We start from the raw sequence: 25,568 nt of genomic DNA on the forward strand, positions 1-25,568 counted from the left end.
TAATTTCACAGCATGATTTTAGTTACTGGAGGAACTGGTTTGGTAGGAGCCCATTTGTTGTATCATTTGTGTAAAAAGCACAAAAACATTATTGCTATTTACAGAAGTAAAGCTTCTCAGAAAAACACACATCATGTATTTCAGCTATACGGAGACACTAAGAATTATAAGCATATTGTTTGGAAAAAAGCAGACATTATCGATATCCCCTCATTAACACCAGTTTTTAAAGACGTTACCAAAGTATATCATGCTGCTGCCATGGTTTCTTTTCATCCAAAAGATGCTGGTGCTATGAGAAAAGTAAACATAGAAGGAACTGCCAATGTTGTTAACCTATGCTTAGAATTTAACATCTCTAAACTTTGCTTTGTGAGTTCTATTGCAACTTTATCTAAAAAACCAGGAGTTCAATGGATGGATGAAACGTCTGACTGGAATCCGGAAGAAGATCATAGTGATTACAGCATTAGCAAATACGGAGCAGAAATGGAGGTTTGGAGAGGGGCTCAGGAAGGATTGCCTGTTGCTATTGTAAACCCTGGGGTTATTTTTGGCTTTGGTATGTGGCATGCAAACACGAGCAATTTGTTTGTAAAAATTAGCAAAGGGTTTCCTTTTTACACCAAAGGAGTTACTGGGGTTGTTGCTGTAGAGGATGTCGTAAAAGCGATGGAATTGCTTATGGAAAGTTCGCTAAAAAACATTCGTTTTGTGTTGGTAAATCAGAATTTAAGTTTTCTGCAGCTTTTTACTTTAATTGCTAATAGTTTACAAGCAACACCGCCAAAATTACACGCAAAAAAATGGTTAACGGAACTTCTTTGGAGAATTAATGAAGTAGTTTCTCTCTTAACTTTTAGAACCTATTATAGTGCTTTGAACAAGTATAGCACACGATCTTCTCATCAAAAATCGTTTTACAACGGAACACTTATCAAAAAAAGTGTAGCTTTTAACTACACTCCTTTTGAACATTCTATAAAAACAATTGCTAGTAAACTACTTAAGTCTAACAATTCTTAATCCATTTTCTTTTGTGTTTTCTACCGTATTGATGAATACCGTTTGGTTTCCGTTAATTGGAAATCCATTTTTATGATAATAAAACGCTTGCTTGTATCGGTGTGAAGCTCCAGAAACATCATGTTGTTTTCTTAGCAATACGCGAATTACGGCATCGTAAGTAACAGAAAAACCTCTGACTGCAAATTCACTTGGCAAGGCATTGTTCTTTTTTAAATATTGATTCTCAAAAGTTGATGCTAACAAAGGCTCGTACTCAACTTCATCCGTGGCGTAGGTATATTGTTGTTTAGCCAAATCTACATAAGAAAGTTTGTTTACAAAATTTAGTTTTTCAAACGATAAAATTCTAAAATCTACATTCAACTCTTCATCTTTGGCCAGTCCACTTACATTACTAAACACGTCATTGGTTATTACATTGTTGTTTTCGGCAATTAAAATCCAGTTGGTCTTATTAGGCTTCACTCTTGTAGAAAAATCATCGGGAGTAAAATATCCTCTAGAGGATAGGGTTAACAAAGTTATGTCCTCCTGCAAGTTCATCCCTAAACTGTCTTTTTTAATCAAAGCTTTTTGATACGATTTTAAAGTATTTATATGTTCTTGTTTTCCTACAATAATTAAATGTTCGTCTTTTCTGTGATCTTTGATAAAAGACAACATCTGATCTTTTAGCAAATCTTTACTTGCAGCAGTTTTTATCAAATTAAAATTAGTAAACCCAGATTGTTTACTAGAATACACAGGATAATAAACAGGCGTGCTAGGAAAGTTAGTGGCCACAAACATAGCATTGCCACTGTACAGCGGTCCTACAATTACATTGGGATTTAACGCTTTTAAAGAATCTATTTTTGAATGAATTGCATTTACTGATTTTTCTGTATCAATTACATCCACCTTCAATTTTACACCTTGCTTTCTTAAAGAATCGATGGCCAACTCTGCTCCCATATAAAAATCTGACACAATATTTGGCAAGCTATTAGGACTAGAAAATAAATCATTTTCCTTTAAAGTATCATTTTGTTTTAATTGAAAAGGCAACATTAGCATTAAAGACAAAGATCGATTGGTTACTATAGAATCTTTTAGTTTTTGATGTTCGTCGAATAGATAAAATTCTTTATCAAAGCCTAATAACAAATCTCCTCCATAAAAAAGAATAGAATCTAAATTTGGATTGATAGAACTTAACGAATCCATTGAAACCCGATAATCTTGTAAAATATTGTAAATACTATCTTGTTTGGGTCTGTAAAAATATTTAACAGGCTTTGCTTTGTACATAGGAGCAATGCTGCTTTGCATATACACAGAGGACACTTTGTGATAAGGCAAATCCAAAGCAGTACCTACTACTAGACTATCTAAAACTATCGAATCGTTTGCTCTTAACAATTCTGAAATAGCAACTCCATGTTGCTTGGCAATGCTGTATAGTGTTTCTCCTTTGGTTACTATGTGCTTTTCACCACTTATTTTTATTTTTTTCCGAACCTTGGTTTGTGTTTTTAATTGAGTTTCGGTTACAAAGACTTCTCTTACTGGTATTATTAAAGTTGTTCCTATTTTTAACCCTTCAATTTCTATAGTAGGATTATTATTTTTAATCGCATCTATAGAAACACTGTACATTTTGGAAATTCCATACAAGGTTTCTTTAGGTTGTACTAAGTGTTGCTTTTTTACAACAACTCTTTTTACTTCTGGCTGATGTACTTCTTGTTTTTTGGGAACTTTTAGAACTTGTCCTATTTTTAAACCATCTTTGGCCAACACGGGGTTTAGCTGAATTAAATTTGACATAGATATTCCATATTGTTTGGACAAACTATACAGTGTTTCTTTAGGCTTTACCTCATGCAAACCATATGTTTTTTCTCTAGGCAGTTCTGATAATCGATTTTCTTTATCTTCCCTAAAATCTATGGGTTGTAAATCTCTACTATTTAGTGTAGGTGTTAGCTTAAAAGGTATTTTTAGAATGGTATTTTTTTTAGGTTTTTCTTTTACATCAGGATTGGCTTTTAACAATGCTTTGTAATTTACCTTAAACTTTTCTGCTATTTCTTTTAGCGTTTCTCCCTTTTGTGTTTTGTAATCTTTTGTTTTTTGAGCAACTAAAGAAGTTGTTATAATCGCAAAAAATAAAAAGAATAAAAGTTTAGATTCCTTCATAATTTAAACAAGTTTTCAATTGGCAATATTACATATATTATACCAAATAACAGTATTAGAACGATTGAAACTGATAGGTATTATACAATCAGTAGCTAAAAAAAACACCAACCGAAATTTCGATTGGTGCTGTTCATTTTTTTATTCCCACTCAATTGTTGCTGGTGGTTTAGAGCTAATATCATACACTACTCTATTAACCCCTTTTACACTATTGATAATTTTATTAGAAATTTCTTGCAAAAAAGGATAAGGTAAATCCACCCAATCGGCTGTCATTCCATCGGTAGACTCTACCGCTCTTAAGGCTACAGCTTTTTCGTAGGTACGCTCATCTCCCATTACTCCTACAGATTGTACTGGCAACAGAATAGCTCCTGCTTGCCAAACAGAATTGTACAAACCATGATCTTTTAATCCTTGAATAAAAATATGATCTACCTCCTGTAACATGGCAACTTTTTCGGCAGTAATATCTCCTAAAATACGAATTGCCAATCCTGGACCTGGGAAAGGATGACGTCCTAACAACTCAGGGTCAATTCCCATAGACTTTCCTGCTCTACGAACTTCATCTTTAAAAATCATACGCAATGGCTCTACAATTTTTAATTTCATAAAATCTGGTAATCCTCCTACATTATGGTGTGATTTAATCGTAGCCGACGGTCCTCCATCTGCAGAAACAGATTCGATAACATCAGGATATATAGTACCTTGTGCCAACCACCTTACATCTGTTATTTGATTTGCTTCGTCATCAAAAACATCAATAAATACTTTTCCAATTGCTTTACGTTTTGCTTCTGGATCTGACAAACCAGCCAATTCTTTTAAGAATCTTTCTGATGCATCTACTCCTTTTACGTTTAAGCCCATTCCCTCGTATTGTTTCAATACTCCTTCGAACTCATTTTTACGTAACAATCCGTTGTTTACAAAAATACAGTATAAGTTATCTCCAATAGCTTTGTTTAACAATACTGCTGCTACGGTAGAATCTACTCCGCCCGACAATCCTAAAACGACTTTGTCGTTTCCTACTTTGTCTTTGATTTCTTGAACCGTAGTTTCTACAAAGTTATTTGGTGTCCATTCTTGAGCAACTCCTGCTATTTTTACTAAAAAGTTTTCTAACAATTTAGTTCCATCGGTAGAGTGATATACTTCTGGGTGAAACTGGATTGCATAAGTATCTTCGCCTTTTATATGGTATGCTGCATTCTTTACATCAGGAGTACTTGCAATACACTCGTAGTTTTCTGGTAGATTTAAAATGGTATCAGAATGGCTCATCCACACCTGACTTCCTTCTTTAATTTCATCAAATAATGGATTGGTATGATCTAAGAATGATAAGTTAGCTCTACCGTATTCACGTGTGTTTGAAGCTCCTACTTCACCTCCAAAAAAGTGAGCTAAATATTGTGCTCCGTAACAAATTCCTAATAATGGTTTTTTACCTTTTACTTCAGATAAATCGATTTTAGGAGCATTTTTCCCTCTTACTGAGTGTGGAGATCCTGATAAAATAACTGCTTTGTAATCAGCAAAATTGTATTTTTCGCTGTTGTAGGGGTGAATTTCACAATAAATGTTTAATTCTCTCACTCGACGAGCTATCAGCTGCGTAACTTGAGATCCGAAATCTAGAATAAGTACTTTTTGTTGCATGCACAAAAGTAAACTTTTATTTACGGACTTAAAAGCCTAATTTCTGCAAATAAATCATAAAAAAAAGCTCTAAAAACAAAGCATGTAACACACTAAATAACAACGCATTACAACACTACCTGTTTCGTTTTTAAAAAACGTCAATTTCTTTTTTTCCTTATTACACAAATCTTAACATCCCTATTATTGCCTGTTAACTACCGAATTACTATCTTTTGATTCGTTTTACAGACTTTCTATAAGAATTGTTATGAAATCAATTTTATTAACCTTTTTTGTTTGTATTGTTACTTGCACAACACTTTTTTCTCAAGAGGATCATCCTTACGACAAATTTGAGCTGCTAAACGACTCTTTAACTTCAAGTTCTATAAAACAAACGCTTTTATACTATAATCAACAAAAATTCAACAAACCTTTTGGGCACAAAATATACCACCACATCCCTAAAGGCAAAACTTTTTGGATGCATTTTTCTTTACCTAAAACCGAAGAAAACTACTATTTTACTATTGGAAATTCTTACTTACCACACGGAAAAGTATACAGCTATAGCAATGGTACACTAGATAGTTTAGAAACATTGCATTACATTACCAACAGAGGTTACAAACAGGTTTTTTACCGACAACCTACTTGGTTGTTAAAAGCTAAAAATCATAAAACAGAGTATTTTGTAGAAATAAAGGATGTAGAATCTAAAACTAGATTGGCACCGCAACTGAACACTACAAATGACTTTTTAAAATTGGTAGAAATTGAATATTTCTTAACCGGAGGCACGCTTACCTATGTATGTTTACTGATTTTAATTATTTTGATTTTGTTTCTGGTAGAAAAAAAATATTCTCTTTTATGGTACGGTTCTTTGGTGTTTTTTATGGCAATGGCTATGTTGGCCAACAAAGGTATTGGACCACAATACTTTTGGGGAGAGTCTGAATTTTTAATCACATCTACCAAAAGCTTTTCGCATACGATGATGGCTTTGAGTTCGTGTTTTTTTTATGCCAATTTTTACCCTTTTCCGAAACGTCTTTTTTACTTAAAAAAAATCTTAACCATTTTTGGATATATTTCTGCGGGCTTAGGGGCTGTGTATATTTACAAAATGTTTTATGGAGGTTTGTACGACTGGTACATTGTAGTATGGGCTGTGCTAAAGCCAATGGTGTTTATAGTTGGCATCATCCATATTATTCTTATTTTTCATAAAGTGATTCCATTTTATTTGGGATTTGGTTTTTTAAACTCTATTATTGGAATTTTTATTTTTGTATACAACAACCCCACCTATCAAGATTCTATTTTAAAAAACTTTTTCTTTTCAGAACTATTTAATTTGGGCTTAATTTTAGAAATGACTCTAATGTTAGTTTACATTATATCCTCTAATGCCAATGCTAAAAATTTAGCTTCTAAATTAGAAAACGAAAACAACACGCTAAAAAGATCATTCAATCAAAACTTAAATGAACAAACCAACAACTTGGTAAACGATGTTCACGATACTTTTGGAAGTTATATAGAAGCATTGAACTTACAAATTAAAAACAATAGCGATCATCAATTGCTACAAACAACTATTAAAGCTTTTAGAAACGATTATAAAATATTACTTAATAACAATTTTTTGCCCAATATAGATACTCATAATTTTTATGAAGCTTTGTCTGAATATTGTAAAAAAATCAATCAAATTACAACGGTACATGTTATGCTAGGGTTTTCTAACCCCAACAACACATCTATTCCTAAGCCATTAACACTAGAAGTTTACAAAATTGTTTGCGAGCTAACCACTAATGTTATCAAACACGCCAAAGCAAACACAGCAACTATAAAGGTTTATATTGATGAAAACACTATTGTGTTAAACGTAAAAGATGATGGAATTGGTATGAAAAAAGAACAACAAAAAGGATTTGGTATTAACTCCGTTAAAAAGAGAGTCCAGTTTTTACAAGGTGTTTTTCAGTTAACTTCAGAATTAAACAAAGGAGTTTCCTATAAAATTAGCATTCCAATACAATCTACTGTAACCGAACAATTGTATTATTTATAAGAGCAATCAAATATTCCCATCTATTCTTATAATTTCATCAAAAAAATAAAAAAGAAGCCTAACAATCTTTTAAAGTTAGACTTTATGTTTGATTAAATTATTAACTATCTTCGCATCCATAAATTTTAAAATAAAATGATTCAAATTACTTTACCCGATGGAAGTGTAAGAGAGTACGAAAAAAATAGTACTCCAATGGATGTTGCCAAAAGCATTAGTCAAGGTTTGGCCAGAAACGTGATTTCTGCAAATTTTAATGGAACCACCGTTGAAACCAAAACCCCATTAACTACAGACGGTAATTTAACCTTATATACTTTTGATCAACCAGAGGGAAAAAAAGCTTTTTGGCACTCTTCTGCACACGTATTGGCACAAGCCATTCAAAAACTGTATCCAGGTGTTCACTTAACCATTGGACCTGCTATAGAAAACGGTTTTTACTATGATATTGATTTTGGAGAACATAAAGTTTCTGAAAACGACTTTCCAAAAATTGAACAAAAGTTCTTAGAATTGGCCAGAGGAAAACACGAATTTAATATGCGTGAAGTTTCTAAGGCTGATGCTTTGGCAAAATATAAAGAAGAGGGAAACCCTTTTAAGATTGAACTGATTGAAAATTTAACTGACGGAGATATAACTTTCTGTGACCACGATGATTTTACCGACTTGTGTCGTGGTGGGCACATTCCAAATACGGGTATAATTAAAGCTGTAAAGGTAATGAGTGCTGCAGGTGCTTATTGGCGTGGTGATGAAACCAAACCCCAGTTAACTCGTATTTATGGAATCTCGTTTCCAAAAGCCAAAATGCTAACGGAGTATTTGGAAATTTTAGAATTGGCCAAACAACGCGATCACCGTAAACTTGGAAAAGAATTAGAATTATTTACTTTTTCTCAAAAAGTAGGTCAAGGATTGCCTTTGTGGTTACCTAAAGGAGCGGCTTTAAGACAACGCTTAGAAGACTTTTTAAAACAAGCATTAAAAAAAGGAGGATACGAAATGGTGGTTACACCACACATTGGTCAAAAAGACTTGTACGTAACTTCTGGTCATTATGAAAAATACGGAGAAGATAGTTTTCAACCTATCAAAACTCCTAAAATGGATGAGGAGTTTTTACTAAAACCAATGAACTGTCCGCACCATTGTGAAATTTATAACTTTAAACCTTTTTCTTACAAAGATTTACCAAAACGTTATGCCGAATTTGGTACGGTTTACCGTTACGAACAATCTGGAGAATTGCATGGAATGACACGTGTACGTTCTTTTACACAAGATGATGCACATATTTTCTGTACTCCAGATCAGTTAAAAGACGAATTTAAAGCAACCATCGACTTGGTATTGTACGTATTCAGTTCTTTAGGGTTTGACGATTTTACAGCACAAGTTTCATTGCGTGACCCAGAAAAACCAGAAAAATACATTGGTAAAGATGAAAACTGGATAAAAGCTGAAGCCGCTATTATAGAAGCAGCAGAAGAAAAAGGACTAACAACTGTAGTAGAAACTGGTGAAGCAGCATTTTACGGACCTAAGTTAGACTTTATGGTAAAAGATGCTTTAGGAAGAAGCTGGCAATTGGGAACCATTCAGGTAGACTATAACTTACCAGAACGCTTTGATCTTACTTACAAAGGAGCAGATAACGAATTGCACAGACCTGTGATGATTCACCGTGCTCCATTTGGGTCTTTAGAACGATTTATTGCGGTATTACTAGAGCACACAGGAGGAAATTTTCCGCTTTGGTTAATGCCAGAACAAGTTATTCTACTGCCTATCAGTGAGAAATATCAGAAATATGCCGAAAAAGTTTCAAAATTACTAGAAAATTCCGAAATTCGCACCCTCATTGACGATCGAAATGAAAAGACAGGTCGTAAGATTAGAGATGCCGAAGTTAGCAAGGTTCCTTACATGATTATTGTTGGAGAAAAAGAAGAAAATGAAGAAAGCGTATCTGTAAGAAAACACGGAGAGGGAGATTTGGGAACTTTCTCTATTACTGATTTTATCGAATTGATAAAAAAAGAAATTGCAAAAACTTTGGTTCAGTTTTAAAATAAGAGTTTAATTTTCTTATGTAAAATACCTACATAAGAGCAAAATATAGATAGCCATAGCAATTAAAAGAAGAAGGTCAAGAGGACCAGCAAGAGTCATTAAGGAAAATCCACACAGAATAAACGAGCAAATTCGTTATGTGGATGAAGTTCGTTTGGTAGGAGACAACGTAGAAATAGGTGTATATCCTATTTCTAAAGCCAAACAGATAGCGCGTGAACAAGAATTAGATTTGGTAGAAATTTCTCCCAAAGCAGTTCCTCCTGTTTGTAAAATTATAGACTACAAAAAGTTTCTATACGAGCAGAAAAAACGTGATAAGGTTATGAAAGCGAAAGCAACAAAAGTAACCGTAAAAGAAATACGTTTTGGACCACAAACAGACGAACACGATTATGAGTTTAAAAAGAAACATGCTATTAAATTTTTGCAAGATGGTGCAAAACTAAAAGCTTATGTTTTCTTTAAAGGTCGTTCTATTATTTTTAAAGATCAAGGTCAAATTTTGTTATTAAAATTAGCCCAAGAACTAGAAGAATACGGAAAAGTAGAGCAAATGCCTAAATTGGAGGGAAAACGTATGATTATGTTTATAGCTCCCAAAGTAAAAAAATAAAAAAGGTTAAAAAGTTACAAGTTTGTAAAGTTTTTAAGTAAAACTCTTTTTTTAGAGTTTGACAAAAACCTTACAAACTTTTTAGACTTTACAACTTAAGAAGATTATATCAAGCAAGGAATAAACTTATTAGAGATGCCTAAATTAAAAACAAAATCTAGTGCTAAGAAACGTTTTAAAGTTACTGGTACTGGAAAATTAAAGAGAAAGCACGCTTTTAAGAGTCACATCTTAACAAAGAAATCTAAAAAGCGTAAATTGAAGTTAACTCATGACGGATTGGTACACAAGAGTGATGAAGCTAACATCAAAAATCAATTAAACTTAAAGTAATTTTAAGTTTATAGGGAATATTAAATTATTAACCATGGAGTGGGCAAACAACAATTAACAATAGACAATATAGCAATTACAATAATATTGCTAATTGAAAATTGAAAATGGCCTTACTACAAAAAACATTGAAAACATGCCTAGATCAGTAAATTCAGTAGCTTCAAGAAGAAGAAGAAAAAAAATCTTGAAGCAAGCAAAAGGTTACTTTGGAAGACGTAAAAACGTTTATACGGTAGCAAAAAATGCGGTTGAGAAAGCAATGGCTTACTCTTACCGTGATAGAAAAAACAAAAAGAGATCATTCCGTGCTTTATGGATAACTCGTATTAACGCGGGTGCTCGTATTCATGGATTGTCTTATTCAGCTTTCATGGGGAAAGTAAAAGCTAACAACATCGAATTAAACAGAAAAGTTTTAGCAGATTTAGCAATGAACCACCCAGAAGCTTTTAAGGCTATCGTCGAAAAAGTAAAATAATTAATTAGTAAATAACAACCTTGCTTTATATAAAGCCCTTTGCATTTCTGCAAAGGGCTTTTTTTATGTACTTCATCAACACTCTTCCTAAAAAAAATATTCCTACTACTATTTCATTTTTACTATAAACAAAACATTTTTTTAATCTGTTTATTAACAAACCCTTTCTTTTAAGCAATTTATACTAAGTATATGTGAATTCTATACTGATTTATAACAAATCTGCTCACTATTTTTGGATTGCATTATTATCAATAAAACAACCAAATCACTAAAATATTCAAAACTATAAGATTAAAAAACTAATAAACACGAATTCATCATCACATAAAACTAACGAATCAAAACACCAAGACCAAATTTATTAACTAACGAATCATACTAAATATGAAGAATTACAACTACAAAAGGAACCAATTCCTTGATGCATTCCCTGCAAAAATTAGTTTTTTGTTTTGGGTCTTTAGCTTAAGTACTTTTTTAACTTTTGCTAAAAATAAACCCAAAATACAAAACGAAGCAAAAACAACCATTACTGGTACTGTTTCTGATAAAACAGGACCTTTACTTGGAGTTAACATCCTTGTTAAAGGAACTAGTATTGGTACCCTAACAGATTTTGACGGAAACTATAGCATTGAAGTAGAAAATGCCAGCAGTGCTACTTTGGTTTTTTCGTACGTAGGTTACAAATCAAAAGAAATTGTAATTGGCAATCAAAAAAATATTAACGTAGAACTGGAACAAGAAACTTCTGAATTAGAAGAAGTTGTACTGCTAGGGTATACTAGCAGAAAAAAAGGAGAATTAACAGGCTCGGTAACTACTATTAAAGAAGATGTAATAGAAAAATCATCTAGTAAAGACATTGCAAAATCGTTAGCTGGTAGGGCTTCTGGATTGATAATTAATGACCGTGGAGGATATCCTGGTGCTAATGGAGGTACGTCAATCTTAATTAGAGGATTAAGCACTACAGGTAATAATGCACCTTTAATTTTAATTGATGGAATTCAAGCTGGTTCTTTTTCTCATTTATCTCCTCAAGACATTGCCTCTTTAACAGTTCTAAAAGATGGTGCTGCTGCTATATACGGGTCTAGAGCTGCCAATGGTGTTATTTTAATTACCACTAAAAGAGGAAAACAAGGGGGACCTAAAATAAACTTTACAACATCTTACAGCTCCTCTACATTTTCTAGAACTCCTAGCTTAATGAGTTCTGAACAATACGCTATTTATGAAAATGAAATTGCCGAAAGAATAGGACAACCATTGCCTTTTACTAACGAGCAAATAGCAGCTTACAAAGCAGGTAATGATCCTTTAAACTTTCCTAATACAGATTGGTCTTCGTTGACTTTGGCAGACAATACTCCAGAATCTAGAACAAGTCTAAGTATTTCTGGAGGTGATGAAAAAACAAAATACTTTGTTAGTGGTGATATTTTTGATCAACAAGGATTATATCGCTCTGGCGACTTAGGGTTTAAACAAAAACAAATTAGATCTAATATTGACATCAAAGTGTTTGATAAACTTAAAATAGGAGTAGATTTGTTAGGTAGGTTTGGAAACAGAAAAGAACCAGGAGTAGATGATGGATTTATTTACAAACACATTTACACCAATTTACCAACAGAAGTAGCTGTATACCCTAACGGACTTCCTGGGTTTGGTGGTGAAAATGGTGCAAACCCAATTGTAATGTCTAGTTCAGAATCTGGATATGTAAAAAGAAAAGACAACGATTTAAGAGGTAAATTTTCTTATGATTTAAACCTTGATAAAATTGCCCAAGGCTTAAGTATTAAAGGTTTTGCAGGAATTAGAAAAATGAGTAATGATGAAAAATCTTGGTATACACCATGGACTTACTATTCTCTGCAAGGAGTCGATGATTATGTTCCACAAACAGGTTTTTCTCAAAGAGGACAACAAAGAATTTTAAGAAATTCTTTTTGGAAATACGACGAGACCTTGTTAAACTCAACCATCCACTACTCCAACTCTATAAACGACCATCAGTTCTCTGGATTTGTAGGAGTAGAATCTTTAACTAGTAATACAAGTTCTTTTTGGGCACAAAGAATAGGAGCCTTCCCTACATCAACATCTACAGAACTGCCATTTGGAGATCAAGAGCAACAATCAACCTCTAGTCAATCTACAGAGTTTGCTAGGTTAGATTATTTTGGATCTTTTTCTTACAACTACGCAAAAAAATACTACGTAGATCTTACTTTACGTAGAGATGGCTCAAGTAATTTTTACTCAGGAAACAGATATGGAACTTTTCCTAGTGTAGCTGTAGGTTGGGACATTACCAAAGAATCCTTTTTAGACGATGTAAAAAACTTAGATCAACTAAAACTTAGAGCTTCTTGGTCTATTATGGGGAATGATAGAATTGCTCCTTTTCAATGGTCTTCTGGTTATATATCGGGAAATACCAACTTAAACACAGCGTTGCCTAGATACTACGTTTTTGGAACTTCTGGAAGCTTGGTAAACGCTTTTGGCTTGCCTGTTTTGGCTAACAGAGATGTAACTTGGGAAACAGCGTATATGAAAAATTTAGGGGTAAACGTTACTTTGTTTAACAAACGTTTCAATGCAGATTTAAACTACTTTCATCAAAATAGAGAAGACATCCTTAGACAAAATACTGATGGATTACCAGCTATTTCTGGAATCGCTTCATCTCAAATTCCAGATACAAACTTAGCAAAAACAAAAAGCTGGGGGTATGAATTTGAAATGTCTTGGAATGATCAGGTAGGGGAAGTTACTTATAACATAGGGATGAACTACTCTTTAGCTAAAAATGAAGTACTTGACATTAATGAAGCAGACGGAGTGCCATCTTATCAAAAGCAAGAAGGAAAACCTATCAATTCTTTTTTAGTATATCCAACCAACGGAATTTTTAAAGATCAGGCAGAAGTAGATGCTACTGAAGTAAAGCTAGAAAATACGGTTGAAGGAGAACCTATTTATGTAGACACGAATGGAGATGGTAAAATTACAGGTGCCGATAGAATTAGAGTAGACGAGACAAACATTCCACAAGTACAATATGGTATTTATGGGGGATTGGAATACAAAAAATTTGAATTCAATTTCTTGTTGCAAGGTCAAGCTGGGGCAAAAACACTTGTCTTTTTCGATCAAGTAGGAGCTAAACCCGATTTTGTGTTTCATAACAGATGGACACCAGACAACAGGAACGCAAGTTACCCTAGGGCTTTTGGGCAAGGAGATCCTTTTAGTGGAAATCAAAGTGGTGATGTTGCTAATTTTGAAGGTGCAGACATCTACTTAAAAGATGCTTCTTTCTTACGATTAAAGGAAATAGAACTTGCATACACCTTTACCAAAGAAAAATTAAAATTTGGAAATATTAGAGTGTTTGCTAGAGGTTTTAACTTGCTAACCATGTTTTCTGATATATATGACTTAGGATTGGATCCTGAAGCAACAAGTTTCAACAATTTTAGAGAAGCCACTTACCCTTCTTTAAAAACCTATACTGTTGGAGTAAATGTTAACTTTTAAAAGACTATAGAAATGAAAAATATAAAAAAATACAAATTATTATGCTTAGGTGCTTTTACTTCTGTGCTAAGTTTAACCAGCTGTGAAGATTCTCTAGATACCCTACCTTCGGATAGAACTGATGCAAGTGTGATTCTTTCGGATCCGAAATTAGTAGAAAACCTATTGTTTAAAACTTACAATAGTACCGAAACATGGGGATACAATAATAGCATTTGGTGGTCTAGAAGATACAATTTAGAAAACGGTTCTTTTGAAGCTAAATTCAACTTCAGGGATTTAGATAGACTTAGACTAAGAGCTGGATGGACTCCAACAAACATCGGTGATTTTAGATTAAAATGGGAAAACTATTGGACCTACATAAGAGAGGCAAATGACTTTATTGAAAAAGTAAACGAGAGCCCAGCAATGCAAGAAGATCCTGATGGAGTTGCTGCTTTAGTAGCAGAAATGCGATTCTTAAGAGCCAATACTTATTTTAAATTAATCAATCTTTGGGGTGGGGTTCCCATTATTCAACAAGCATTAGGCTTAGATGACAACTACGATTTGGTAAGAAACAGCTATGAAGAATGTGTAGATTTTATTGTTTCTGAATTAGATCAAGCAATTGTTGTTTTACCTGAAACTAGACCTGATGATGAATTTGGACGAGCTACAAAATTAGCAGCTATGGCTGTAAAATCTAGAGTTTTACTATATGCAGCAAGCAATCTACACGATTCTAGCACCATACCCAACGGTCCTTTGTACGACTACACAAAACCAACCAAATGGCAAGATGCTGCCAATGCTGCAAAAGATATTATTGATGCTGTAGGAGACCGAGATTTGATTTCTGTATCTAATGCACAAGAATACCACAACTTATTTTTATCTGTAAACCAAGACTTACTTTTTGGACGTGCTTTTGGAGGGACTGTTTATGGTTTTGGTACAGATGTTAACTCTCTACCTGATCAGACACAAAGCCCTAGTGGATATGGAGGATGGGCTTTGTCTTCGCCAACACACAACTTTGCTCTTGAATTTAATATGGCCGATGGAAGCACTACAGATGCACCCGCAACAACATATGACCCAACAAACCCTAATGAAAACAGAGAAATTAGGTACTATGCCAACTTAAACTTTAACGGAGCTATTTTTAGAGGTAGACCCGTAGATTATGCCCTTTCTGATGATCCTGATACTCATCCACATGGTTTAGATTCTCCTGAAGGATTAGGTAATGTACTTCACTCATCCAAAACAGGGTACAATATGAAAAAATTCTTAAATGAAAATGTTGGACTAACAGACCCTACCCCTGGTAGACCTTATATACTATATCGTTTAGCAGAAGTATACCTAAACTATGCCGAAGCACAATACCACTTAGGTAATGAACCCCTAGCTAGAACCTATGTAAATAAAGTTGCAACTAGAGCATTACTTCCTGAAATTACTTCGTCAGGATCAACGTTATTAGAGGCTATTAAAAGAGAAAGACGTGTTGAACTGTGCTTTGAAGGACATAACTTTTTTGATGAAAGAAGATGGATGAATACCGAAAACTTAGGATTCGACATCAAAGGGCTTAAATGGAAAAAAGATGCAAGCGGAAATGTTTCTCACGAAGAATATACAGTCGTTACAAGACCTTGGTTTGAAAGACATTATTACTTACCAATTCCACAAGAAGAAATGAACAAAATTCCTTCTTTTGAACAAAACTTTGGTTATGAATAATCACCTTTTTTAGGTTAGGTTTTTTGATTGGTTTGGCACTAGAATATTCTTCTAGTGCCTTTTTTTATTGCATAACGTAAACTTATTTTGACCAACTACAATCCATAATTTCTAAACTCAGTTTAGTTTATTTTTATGCCATATCTTAGTCGTTGGCTTTTCCTTCTTTTATGCTCAACATCCAACATTGGATATGTAAAAAATCAATCAAACCAAAAATGACAAATAAATGAAAACACAAAATTTTGGATACAAAAAACTGTATGTAGATGGACTACTGCTAGATGCATATAGTGGAGAAAAATTAGACGTAATTTGTCCAGCTACAGGAAAATCAATTGCTCAAGTCGCTAAAGCTGGTAAACAAGATACTCAAAAAGCACTGATAGCTGCACAAAAAGGTTTTGCATATTGGTCCAAACTCTCGCTAGCAGAAAGAACACAATGGATGCAAAAACTACGTACTGCTATTCTAGAAAAAGAACAAGAGCTAAGAACTGCTATGGTTCACGAAATGGGAAAAACTTATGCAGGAGCTTATGAAGATATTGAGGCTTTAGTAAATGCCTTGGAATGGTATCCTAATGCCATGAAAAATTTACGTGAAGAGCAAATTCTAGACTATGAAAATACCCATACTCATAAAATGATCTCAAAACCAGCAGGAGTAGCTGTTGCGTATTTGGCCTGGAACTTTCCTTTACTAAACGTAGGCTTTAAACTTGGACCCGCACTTGCTGCCGGATGTTCAATCATTATCAAACCATCTTCGGTATCACCATTATCTGCGTATATGATTGGTGAAATTTTAGCCAATATTAACTTTCCTGCCGGAGTTGTAAACATTTTAGCGGGTTCTAGCAGTGAAGTAGCCACGCCTATGACAACCAGTACCATTCCGGCCGTAATAACCATGATTGGTTCTACCGCTACTGGAAAAAAAATTATTGCAGACAGTACAACGTCTATCAAAAAATTAGGAATGGAATTGGGTGGAAATGCCCCTTTTATTGTTTTTGATGATGCAGATTTTGATAAGGCATTAGACTTAGCTATTGGACTAAAATTTGGGAACTCTGGACAAATTTGTGTTGCTGCTAACAGAATGTTTATTCATAAAAATATTTATGATAAATTCTTAAAAGCGTATATACAAAGAGTTTCAGAAATCAAAATAGGATTTGGAACCAAAGAAAATCCTGATGTGTTTATGGGGCCAGTAGCTAGCTTAGCCGACAGAAACCGTATGTTTGATTTGATAGAAGATGCTATTAGCAAAGGTGCTAAATTAGAATACGGAGGAAAAATTCCAACACACTTACCTAAAGAAGGATATTGGATAGAACCTTCTGTTGTTTCTGGAATAACTGTCGATATGGATTTGTTTAAAAAAGAAACTTTTGGTCCAGTTGCTGGTATTCTTAGCTTTGATTCTGACGATGAAGTTTTAGCCTTAGCAAACAATACAGAATATGGTTTGGCTTCTTATATTTTTACCAACAATCACAAGAGAATTGAACGTTTTACAGAAGAACTTGAATTTGGAGAAATTCAAATTAACGGAGTAAAATATGCTATCTACTTACCACATGGCGGAATTAAGGAAAGTGGAATTGGTCATGATTGTTCTCACTTAGCCTTAGAGGATTACTTGGTTAAAAAAAGAATTTCAACCGCCATATAACTGATAAAAAACACAATACAATTTTACCCTTTCTAACATACCTAGAGAGGGTTTTTTAGTTACATTTGTTGAACAAATTTATATAACAAATGCTACAAGAAATCCTTATACCCCTGTTATCATTAGTATTTTTAGAAGTTGTATTAGGTATAGATAACATTATCTTTATCTCTATTCTTACCGACAAACTTCCTGTAGAAAAAAGAGATAAATTAAGAGTAATTGGTTTGGCTTTGGCTGCCGTAATTAGAATTGGACTATTAACTGTTGTTTCTTGGATTCTAAAACTAGATAACGAACTTTTTGCGTTGTTTGGAGTTAGTTTTAGCGGTAAAGGGTTAATTTTATTAGTAGGAGGTGTATTTTTGCTCTACAAAGCAAGCAAAGAAATTTTCCATCATACGGAACACGAAAAAGATCCTACCAAAGAAATTAAAAAGCCAACTTTTATGAACTTATTAATTGAAATCTTAATTCTAGACATTGTATTTTCTGTAGACTCTATCATTACAGCTGTAGGAATGGTAGACAACCTATACGTAATGTATGCAGCCATTATTACAAGTGTACTTATCATGATTTTTGCCTCTAAACCCATTGTTAATTTTATCAACAAACACGTGTCTTTTAAGATTTTAGCACTGTGTTTTTTAATGATGATTGGTGTTTCGTTAATTGCAGAATCTTTACATTTTGCAATTCCTAAAGGCTATATTTATTTCTCTATGCTATTTGCATTTCTGGTTGACTTGATTCAAATCAAAACCATCAAAACAGATCATTAGTTTTTTGATAATTATAAACACGAAAAAAGGATTGAAAATATATTCGTTTTTCAATCCTTTTTTTATTTTACAACCGCCTGCTCTATGTAATCTTGATATTCGTACCAAAAGAGCTCAAACTGATGCATTGTATCATTAAAAAAATCATAACAAGCCCCCCAAGTATCTTTATTGTAAATACTAAATTTTTGTTGATGCACTACGTAAATTCTTGAGATTTCTTTGCCACTTTCTAGACAATAAGAAGCATCAAAAATAGCTTCGGGCAAATAGTCCGACAACAAAATATTTTTTAGTGACTGTACCTGCTCAAACAACAATGCTCTTTGAACAGCATCAGTACAAGTAATTTCTAAAGCAACCTCGGCATATTTTCTTTCTGCAACAAACTTAAAACCAAAATCTTTTATTTTAGTTTTGTATAGCACCCATTTTCTAGGAAAAGATTTTCCATAACTCACCCAAAATTCCTTTCGTATTCGTGCTGCCTCTTCTCTGCTAAACATCTATCCGTGTATCGATTCTTTGGTTCCTAAATTTCTCATCAACAAAGCTTCGTAATCTAACAATTTTTTCCATTTTTCATCAACTTGTACCCTGTTTCCATACTGCCTTGCAAAATTTAAAAATAAGGTATAGTGATTGGCTTCTGACACCATTAAGTCTCTGTAAAATTTAGCCAATTCTGCATCTTCTAAATGTTCGGATAGCAATCTAAATCTTTCACAACTTCTGGCTTCTATCAAAGCAGCATACAGCAGCCTATGTACCAACTGATCCGTTCTGCTTCCACCTTTTGGAAAAAAAGTAACCAACTGAACCACATACTCATCTTTTCGGTCTCTACCTAAGGGAATTCCTTTAGCAATCAATCTGTCGTGTACCAATTTAAAATGGCTTATTTCCTCTTTTACCAAAGCAATCATTTCTGTTACCAATTCGGTATACTCCGGAAAGCTAACAATCAAAGATATTGCTGTCGATGCTGCCTTTTGTTCACAATGTGCATGATCTATTAGTATTTCATCAATATTTTTTTCTGCAATGTTTGCCCATCTTGGGTCTGTTGGTAATTTAAGGCCTAACATAAATTTTACTATTAAATATCTAATCCAAATGTATTTTTAAGTAACAATACATCTGGATTTTCTTCTGCTAATTTTTGAAACTTATCTTCTCGTGTATAAATAAGCTTTTTCTTCTGAGTCTTATCAACCTTGGTCTGAATCTGAATACCGTAATTGTTTAACGAACTTCTTAAAAACCTTAATAATTTAGGTTTTACGGAACCTAACTGATCTTCCATCAACTTGGTTGGTAACGTAAATAAAATTTGTCCATCTTGCAAAACGGGATCGTTTACGTTGATAACTGATGCTGTGTTTAAATCTCCCTCACTTTTCATCTTAGCACCAAATGATTGCCACTTTTCTATTAACTGAGATTCTGTGAATTTGTCTCTTGGTTTTTTGCTTAAATCTTCTGTTTGTACAAAATCTTTGTCTGTTAGCTTTTCTCTTTTTAATGAAAGTGCAGATTTTCTTCTGTTTACCTGAGTTCTTCTAATAGGTATAGACTCAACCTCTTTTTTTACAGTCTGAACTGCACTAGGCTGTTTGTTATCCGATGCGCTACCCTTTACTGTGTCTTTTTTGATTTCATTTTTTTCTTTAGGCGAATTGAGCCTGAAAAAAGTTGCGGGGATTATGAAATTACTGCTTTTTTTTTTGTCCATCGTGAGTGATAGAAGCCAGCTGCATTAAGCACAATTCTACTAGCAAACGCTGATTTTTACTTGCTCTATAACTTAAATCTGTTGTATTTGCCTTTTCTATTGCTGTTAGTAAAAATGAAAAATCGGCCTTGCTAGCTTGTTCTAAATATTGCTTTTTTGCTGTATCTCCAACCTCTAGTAATTGTATAGTAGCACTGTCTTTAGCTACTAATAAATCTCTAAAATGAGATGCTAACCCATTGATAAAATGTTGTCCATCAAATCCTTTAGACAATACTTGATTAAAAGCTATTAAAACTTCGGGTATCTTATTGGTAATTAGTAAATCGGTAATATTAAAATACACATCATAATCTAACACATTTAGATTTTCTGTTACCGCTTGTCTTGTTAGATTTTTTCCAGAAAAGCTTATCACCCTATCATAAATAGACAAAGCATCTCTCATAGCTCCGTCTGCTTTTTGTGCAATAATGTGCAAAGCATCATCTTCGGCTTGTACACCTTCTTGCACTGCAATATTTTTTAAATGCTCTTTGGCAGATTGAACTGTGATTCTCTTAAAATCAAAAATTTGACACCTTGACAGGATTGTAGGTATAATTTTGTGCTTTTCAGTAGTGGCCAAAATAAAAATTGCATGTACAGGTGGTTCTTCTAAAGTCTTTAAAAAAGCGTTAAAAGCTGCAGAAGACAACATGTGTACCTCATCTATTATATATACTTTGTATTTACCTACTTGTGGAGGTATTCTTACTTGATCTATTAAACTTCTAATATCGTCAACAGAGTTGTTAGAGGCAGCATCTAGTTCAAAAATATTAAATGCAAAATCGTCATCATCTACTCCCGTAGCTTGCTCATTTATTTTTTTTGCTAAAATTCTAGCACAGGTTGTTTTCCCAACTCCTCTTGGCCCTGTAAAAAGTAAAGCTTGAGCTAAATGGTTGTTTTCTATTGCATTTTCTAAAGTATTGGTAATAGACTGCTGCCCTACAACATCTTTAAATGTGGCAGGTCTATACTTACGTGCAGATACTACAAATGGCTCCATAAAACACAAATTTTAGAAAGCAAATATACCTAATTGAAGATAGCGATACAACAAGTTCATGGCATAAAAAAACTCAGCCATAAATTAAAGATTTAATTTACAAGCTGAGCAATTGTGTTTACATTATCTATTACTTAAAATAACATATAAATTTCTACCCCTAAAAATTTAATATGCAATAATGTAATTATAAATACCTACCCCTAAATATTTACGTTTCAAATATACGAACTTATTCGTAGAAACCATATCAAATGTTAAAAAAAAAACAATAATGGGTACAAAAAGATAGTTTTTCTTTTCACCCTACCCTTTGACCCCCTTATTTTACTGGGGTTCCGTACAAATCAAAGTCCCCTGCTTCGTGAATTTTTATGTTGATAAATTCTCCTGTTTTTACATAATTTTCACTTGCATCTACCAAAACTTCGTTATCTACATCGGGAGAATCGTGCTCAGTTCTTCCTATAAAATAAGCTCCTTCTTTTCTATCAAAAATACATCTGTAAACGTTGCCAACTTTTTCTTGGTTTAACTCCCACGATATTTGTGCTTGAACCTCCATAATCTCTGCTACTCTGGCCTCTTTTACCTCCTCAGGAATATTGTCTTCTAGAGTGGCAGCATGTGTATCTTCTTCGTATGAATAGGCAAAAACACCAAGTCTTTCAAAACGCATCTTTGTAACCCATGCTTTTAACTCTTGAAAGATTTCATCTGTTTCTCCTGGGTAACCTACAATTAGTGTGGTACGTATAGCCATTTTAGGTACTGAAGTTCTAAATTCTCTAAGTAGTTTGTTGGTTTTTTCATACGTAGTTCCTCTACGCATTGATTTTAAAATCTCAGTATTGATATGTTGTAAAGGAATATCTAAGTAATTACAAACTTTGGGTTCATTTTTCATAACTTCTAAAACATCTAGAGGAAATCCTGCAGGAAAAGCATAATGCAAACGAATCCATTCAATCCCTTCAACTTTTACCAATTCTTTTAACAAATCGGCTAAGTTTCTTTTTCCATACAAATCCAATCCATAATAGGTTAGGTCTTGAGCTATTAAAATCAATTCCTTTATTCCGTTGGCAGCTAATTTCTCTGCTTCTTGCACCAATTCTTCTATAGGAGTTGATCTGTGTTTTCCTCTCATCAACGGAATGGCACAAAAAGAGCAAGGCCTATCACATCCTTCTGCTATTTTTAAATATGCATAGTGTTTGGGTGTAGTCGTTAAACGCTCTCCTATCAATTCGTGTTTGTAATCTGCTTCTAATACTTTTAATAAATTAGGTAAGTCTTGTGTTCCAAAATATTGATCCACATTGCTGATTTCTGCTTCCAAATCGGGTTTGTATCGCTCCGACAAGCATCCTGTAACATATACCTTATCTACCTCACCATCTTCTTTCTTGTTTGCGTAATGCAAAATTGTATTTACAGACTCCTCTTTTGCTTTACCTATAAACCCACAAGTATTAATAACCACAATGTTTCCCTCATCGTTTTCATCTTCATGAACCACATTCTTTCCATTGGCTTTTAACTGCCCCATCAACACTTCAGAATCATATACATTTTTAGAACACCCAAGGGTTACCACATTGATTTTATTTTGTTTGGTAGATTTAGTACGCATCCATTTCTATTTTAGGTTGCAAAAATACTAAAAACCTATGTATAAACACTATAATACTAGAATCAACCTAGACGATGCCTTACATTGCACCCTCTATTTTATCAATCAATCAAAACCTCCTAACCATCCCCTTTTCTATAAAGTCATTAGCACAAGAAATCTATAGTGATTATTGAAATAATAACCTATGTACTAGCTATGGTCTAAAAACTGTAAATATTATTTTTATAGATATTATTTCGTCTTTTTTGAAACCATATCGAAAGATTCTTTAACCAACTTACATTAAAATCATTTATGCTGTAGAACATTTTCACATAGCAGAAAAAATAATATGGTCCTTATTTTTCTACAATCAATGTTATTTAATATTTACTATAAGTTTAAAACTGAATATTAAATTTCTTAAAACCACTCTCTTTTTTAATAAGCAATAATTCATCTGTTATTAACAATACATTTATTCTCCCATCACACAAACATTTAATGTATTACGTTAACTATCTGTAATACAACAAAAAACATTTAACTCATGGTTTTATTAGTATGGTATATTAATCTTTTTTGATAAAGAACTGTTGACTAATAACTTACAGCATAGTATTTATTGTATTGATAAATACCAAACTAATTTTTAAACCCTATTTATAAAAATGAAAAAAAATCATTTTGGAATTTTACTATTTTACTTATTAGTAATAGTAAACACGAACGCGCAAATTTTTTACGGACCAACTAATACGACAACTGCTCAGGCTGTGGATGTTGGGGAACCTTCAGCACCTGAAAATGGTACAGTACAAACAGCCATCGCTCCACTTGGTCCTGATAACAGAGCGAATGCTAGGACAGCATACCAAAACGCTGGTATTCCTAACTCTATTATTGACTTAGAGAGGTTTTTAGGGAATGGGAAATTTTCTAGGCAGATTTCTGACATGTGGGCTGTTAAACAAACAGCAACCAATGTTAGGAAGGTTACCTCACAACCTTCTAATTTACCCGCTCCATCAAGCAATGTAATCTATATTAGTAGTAGAGCAGAGTTAGATACCAACAGAGCTAACATAGCTAGTAATAACAACTATACTTTTGTTTTTCAGGGATGGATAAACCCAGGGTGGCCAATTAGTGTAGGATCCAATACAACAATTTGGGTAGATGGTACATTAAGCTATGATGGTACAGATGCACCAAGAACCGCTACAGGAGCTGCATTTACACCTAGACCTTCCAAATACGATGGTGTATTTAATATTCGTCCTCAAGGTACTTTTTTAGATGAACCAAGCAGTGCTGCAAATGTAACAAGCAATAAGGATTTGATCAACCAAAAATTCTGCTCAACCTGTAATAACCACTCTATAGAATTTGTAAATATTTTTGGGACAAGAAATGGGCAAATCATAGTTGCTCCAGGAAGTTATACAGACCCCAATGGGCAAACTCTTCCTCAGGTAAATGGTATTACAATTATGAATGCTAATAATATAAACATAGAAGGTGTTACCATTAAAAACTCTTTACAAGGAATCTTTCTATCTTCTTACTCACATAGAGTTAATTTTAGGAACAACTTTATTGACAACACTCTTTATAGAGCGATACACCTTAAAGGAGCTTGGAATCCAAGTTCATTCTGGGGGAACATTACCAACAACTTAATTACCAATTCTAAATTTGACGGGATTGACATAGACTCATACGCAGCTGACTTTATTATTAATGAAAATGTAGTAATAGGTGCTAGAGACAGACTTTTAATATGGACAGAAATTGATGCTAATAACAATCTAATCAATAACAATGTGGGGATTTTATTAGACTCAGCTACCGAAGGAATTCCACTAGGAAACGCAGGTAAAGGTGCTTATCAAGAGAATGGTACAGAAAGTGAAAGGGATCCAAATTCTCCAAATTATGATGGAACAAGCGTAGGATTTAATGGAACAAGCAACAACTCTTGGACCAACAACCATAGCTTTTATGCCGAAAATAGCTCTAGAGGTTTTGATGGTTTTGTAATGCGTAAAGAACGTTACATACAGTTTAACACTGTAACCTTTACCAACAACTATGTTTGGACAACCGATGCTAACATAGCAAAACACAATCCTAAATACGGAGTAAGTAACGATGTTTATTACTTAATTGCCGCTAACAACGATACTCCTTTTTATATTGTTAATAGAGAAACTGGTAAAAAAATAAGACCTTTAACAGATTTAGAGGGCTCTACTATAATCCAAGGAGATGCTTCTCTCACTGGGGACTATGTAAGATGGGATGAAGTACCAACATCGGATGGATATTTTTATCTAAGAAACGTACAAACAGGTATGTATTTTAGACCCTCTGGAAATAATGATGGAGATTTACTTGAACAAAGACCTAACAGTTATTCTGGTAACTATACACAATGGAAAAAAGTATATACAACTGGAGATTATTTCTATTTACAAAATAGAGAAACAGGTAAATACTTTAGACCAATAAGTGATGATAATGATAGCTCTTTAGAACAACGCCCAACAAATTATTCAGGTAATTATACACAATGGTTGTTCCAAAACACGTCTACTACTCCAAGGGTAGATCTTTCTGAGATAAACATGACAACCTCTATATTTGATGTTACAATCACTAGAATAGGATCAACTTCAAAACTTAACGTTCATATTCCGAAATCAGGAATTGCAAAAGTTCAAATTTTTAATACCACAGGAAACTCTGTTCTTTCTAATAGTTATAATTTAAGAGAAGGACACAACCTAATTACAATTCCGAATGTGCCAGTGGGTATTTACATTGCTGTAATACAATATGAAGGAGGCAGAAAAAGAATAAAATTCCACAACTAAATAATTAGGAAAAGAAAAACCAGACAACTAAAGGGTTGTCTGGTTTCTATCTGTTAAATTTAG

16 protein-coding genes and 1 pseudogene are annotated in these 25,568 nt (G+C 33.5%); 11 read left to right on the forward strand and 6 right to left on the reverse strand.

The annotated features are described in order from the left end of the window. Positions 1-12: 12 nt before the first annotated feature. Complete coding sequence (locus FS85_RS0104955) at positions 13-1,026, forward strand: NAD-dependent epimerase/dehydratase family protein (RefSeq protein WP_010134979.1); 1,014 nt, start codon at positions 13-15, stop codon at positions 1,024-1,026. On the opposite strand, the gene FS85_RS0104960 is transcribed toward FS85_RS0104955, so the two are convergent. Both FS85_RS0104960 and guaA read right to left on the reverse strand, forming a co-directional pair. Continuing rightward, on the reverse strand, positions 1,003-3,210 hold the full coding sequence (locus FS85_RS0104960; protein ID WP_010134980.1) for a LysM peptidoglycan-binding domain-containing protein: 2,208 nt from the start codon (positions 3,208-3,210) through the stop codon (positions 1,003-1,005). The genes FS85_RS0104955 and FS85_RS0104960 overlap by 24 nt on opposite strands. 141 nt (positions 3,211-3,351) lie before the next feature. Continuing rightward, entirely contained in the window at positions 3,352-4,884 is a 1,533-nt protein-coding gene (gene guaA / locus FS85_RS0104965) for a glutamine-hydrolyzing GMP synthase (RefSeq protein ID WP_010134981.1), read from the reverse strand. 250 nt (positions 4,885-5,134) lie between these two features. On the opposite strand from guaA, the gene FS85_RS0104970 reads away from it, so the two are divergent. From FS85_RS0104970 to FS85_RS0105010, 9 genes are all read left to right on the forward strand, one after another. After that, positions 5,135-6,949 carry a sensor histidine kinase gene (locus tag FS85_RS0104970; RefSeq protein ID WP_010134983.1) on the forward strand — a complete coding sequence of 605 codons (1,815 nt, stop codon included), beginning with the start codon at positions 5,135-5,137 and terminating at the stop codon, positions 6,947-6,949. Positions 6,950-7,084: 135 nt separating this feature from the next. Next, entirely contained in the window at positions 7,085-9,025 is a 1,941-nt protein-coding gene (gene thrS, locus FS85_RS0104975; protein WP_010134984.1) for a threonine--tRNA ligase, read from the forward strand. A 100-nt stretch (positions 9,026-9,125) separates the two neighbouring features. Continuing rightward, a complete protein-coding gene (gene infC, locus FS85_RS0104980; protein WP_071585700.1) occupies positions 9,126-9,644 on the forward strand; it encodes a translation initiation factor IF-3 in 519 nt (172 codons plus the stop codon). A 135-nt stretch (positions 9,645-9,779) separates the two neighbouring features. Beyond that, positions 9,780-9,977 (forward strand): 50S ribosomal protein L35, encoded by a 198-nt coding sequence (gene rpmI, locus FS85_RS0104985; protein WP_010134986.1) that lies wholly within the window; start codon positions 9,780-9,782, stop codon positions 9,975-9,977. Positions 9,978-10,113: 136 nt separating this feature from the next. After that, positions 10,114-10,458 (forward strand): 50S ribosomal protein L20, encoded by a 345-nt coding sequence (gene rplT / locus FS85_RS0104990; RefSeq protein WP_010134987.1) that lies wholly within the window; start codon positions 10,114-10,116, stop codon positions 10,456-10,458. A gap of 387 nt (positions 10,459-10,845) precedes the next feature. Beyond that, positions 10,846-14,016, forward strand: a complete 3,171-nt coding sequence (locus FS85_RS0104995; RefSeq protein WP_010134988.1) for a SusC/RagA family TonB-linked outer membrane protein — start codon at positions 10,846-10,848, stop codon at positions 14,014-14,016. 12 nt (positions 14,017-14,028) lie between these two features. After that, positions 14,029-15,750, forward strand: a complete 1,722-nt coding sequence (locus FS85_RS0105000) for a RagB/SusD family nutrient uptake outer membrane protein (protein ID WP_010134989.1) — start codon at positions 14,029-14,031, stop codon at positions 15,748-15,750. A 229-nt stretch (positions 15,751-15,979) separates the two neighbouring features. Then, positions 15,980-17,434, forward strand: coding sequence for an NAD-dependent succinate-semialdehyde dehydrogenase (locus FS85_RS0105005; RefSeq protein ID WP_010134990.1), 1,455 nt, complete (start codon positions 15,980-15,982; stop codon positions 17,432-17,434). An 89-nt stretch (positions 17,435-17,523) separates the two neighbouring features. Beyond that, entirely contained in the window at positions 17,524-18,219 is a 696-nt protein-coding gene (locus FS85_RS0105010) for a TerC family protein (RefSeq protein WP_010134991.1), read from the forward strand. 62 nt (positions 18,220-18,281) lie between these two features. Here the strand turns inward: FS85_RS0105010 and FS85_RS0105015 are convergent, their stop codons facing one another. From FS85_RS0105015 to rimO, 4 genes and pseudogenes are all read right to left on the reverse strand, one after another. Next, a complete protein-coding gene (locus FS85_RS0105015; RefSeq protein ID WP_010134992.1) occupies positions 18,282-18,725 on the reverse strand; it encodes a DUF4268 domain-containing protein in 444 nt (147 codons plus the stop codon). Next, positions 18,726-19,307: a tRNA-(ms[2]io[6]A)-hydroxylase gene (gene miaE / locus FS85_RS0105020; protein WP_010134993.1), complete on the reverse strand. Its 582-nt coding sequence runs from the start codon at positions 19,305-19,307 to the stop codon at positions 18,726-18,728. Between the two features lie 11 nt (positions 19,308-19,318). Next, positions 19,319-21,008 (reverse strand): annotated as a pseudogene (gene dnaX / locus FS85_RS16080) (DNA polymerase III subunit gamma/tau). Positions 21,009-21,330: 322 nt separating this feature from the next. Further along, positions 21,331-22,644, reverse strand: coding sequence for a 30S ribosomal protein S12 methylthiotransferase RimO (gene rimO / locus FS85_RS0105030; RefSeq protein WP_010134994.1), 1,314 nt, complete (start codon positions 22,642-22,644; stop codon positions 21,331-21,333). Between the two features lie 653 nt (positions 22,645-23,297). Here rimO and FS85_RS0105035 point away from each other — a divergent pair. Then, complete coding sequence (locus tag FS85_RS0105035) at positions 23,298-25,505, forward strand: RICIN domain-containing protein (RefSeq protein WP_010134996.1); 2,208 nt, start codon at positions 23,298-23,300, stop codon at positions 25,503-25,505. Positions 25,506-25,568 lie beyond the last annotated feature (63 nt).

It is taken from the genome of Ochrovirga pacifica, from assembly GCF_000220525.1.
Lineage (GTDB): Bacteria > Bacteroidota > Bacteroidia > Flavobacteriales > Flavobacteriaceae > Ochrovirga > Ochrovirga pacifica.

Bases quoted from the DNA above. Each gene is read 5' to 3' on its own strand.
- FS85_RS0104960 (WP_010134980.1), bottom strand. From the start codon at position 3,210: ATGAAGGAATCTAAACTTTTATTCTTTTTATTTTTTGCGATTATAACA.
- FS85_RS0105005 (WP_010134990.1), top strand. From the start codon at position 15,980: ATGAAAACACAAAATTTTGGATACAAAAAACTGTATGTAGATGGACTA.
- FS85_RS0104970 (WP_010134983.1), top strand. From the start codon at position 5,135: ATGAAATCAATTTTATTAACCTTTTTTGTTTGTATTGTTACTTGCACA.
- FS85_RS0105000 (WP_010134989.1), top strand. From the start codon at position 14,029: ATGAAAAATATAAAAAAATACAAATTATTATGCTTAGGTGCTTTTACT.
- guaA (WP_010134981.1), bottom strand. From the start codon at position 4,884: ATGCAACAAAAAGTACTTATTCTAGATTTCGGATCTCAAGTTACGCAG.
- FS85_RS0105015 (WP_010134992.1), bottom strand. From the start codon at position 18,725: ATGTTTAGCAGAGAAGAGGCAGCACGAATACGAAAGGAATTTTGGGTG.
- rplT (WP_010134987.1), top strand. From the start codon at position 10,114: ATGCCTAGATCAGTAAATTCAGTAGCTTCAAGAAGAAGAAGAAAAAAA.
- rpmI (WP_010134986.1), top strand. From the start codon at position 9,780: ATGCCTAAATTAAAAACAAAATCTAGTGCTAAGAAACGTTTTAAAGTT.
- thrS (WP_010134984.1), top strand. From the start codon at position 7,085: ATGATTCAAATTACTTTACCCGATGGAAGTGTAAGAGAGTACGAAAAA.
- FS85_RS0105035 (WP_010134996.1), top strand. From the start codon at position 23,298: ATGAAAAAAAATCATTTTGGAATTTTACTATTTTACTTATTAGTAATA.
- FS85_RS0104955 (WP_010134979.1), top strand. From the start codon at position 13: ATGATTTTAGTTACTGGAGGAACTGGTTTGGTAGGAGCCCATTTGTTG.
- miaE (WP_010134993.1), bottom strand. From the start codon at position 19,307: ATGTTAGGCCTTAAATTACCAACAGACCCAAGATGGGCAAACATTGCA.
- FS85_RS0105010 (WP_010134991.1), top strand. From the start codon at position 17,524: ATGCTACAAGAAATCCTTATACCCCTGTTATCATTAGTATTTTTAGAA.
- rimO (WP_010134994.1), bottom strand. From the start codon at position 22,644: ATGCGTACTAAATCTACCAAACAAAATAAAATCAATGTGGTAACCCTT.
- FS85_RS0104995 (WP_010134988.1), top strand. From the start codon at position 10,846: ATGAAGAATTACAACTACAAAAGGAACCAATTCCTTGATGCATTCCCT.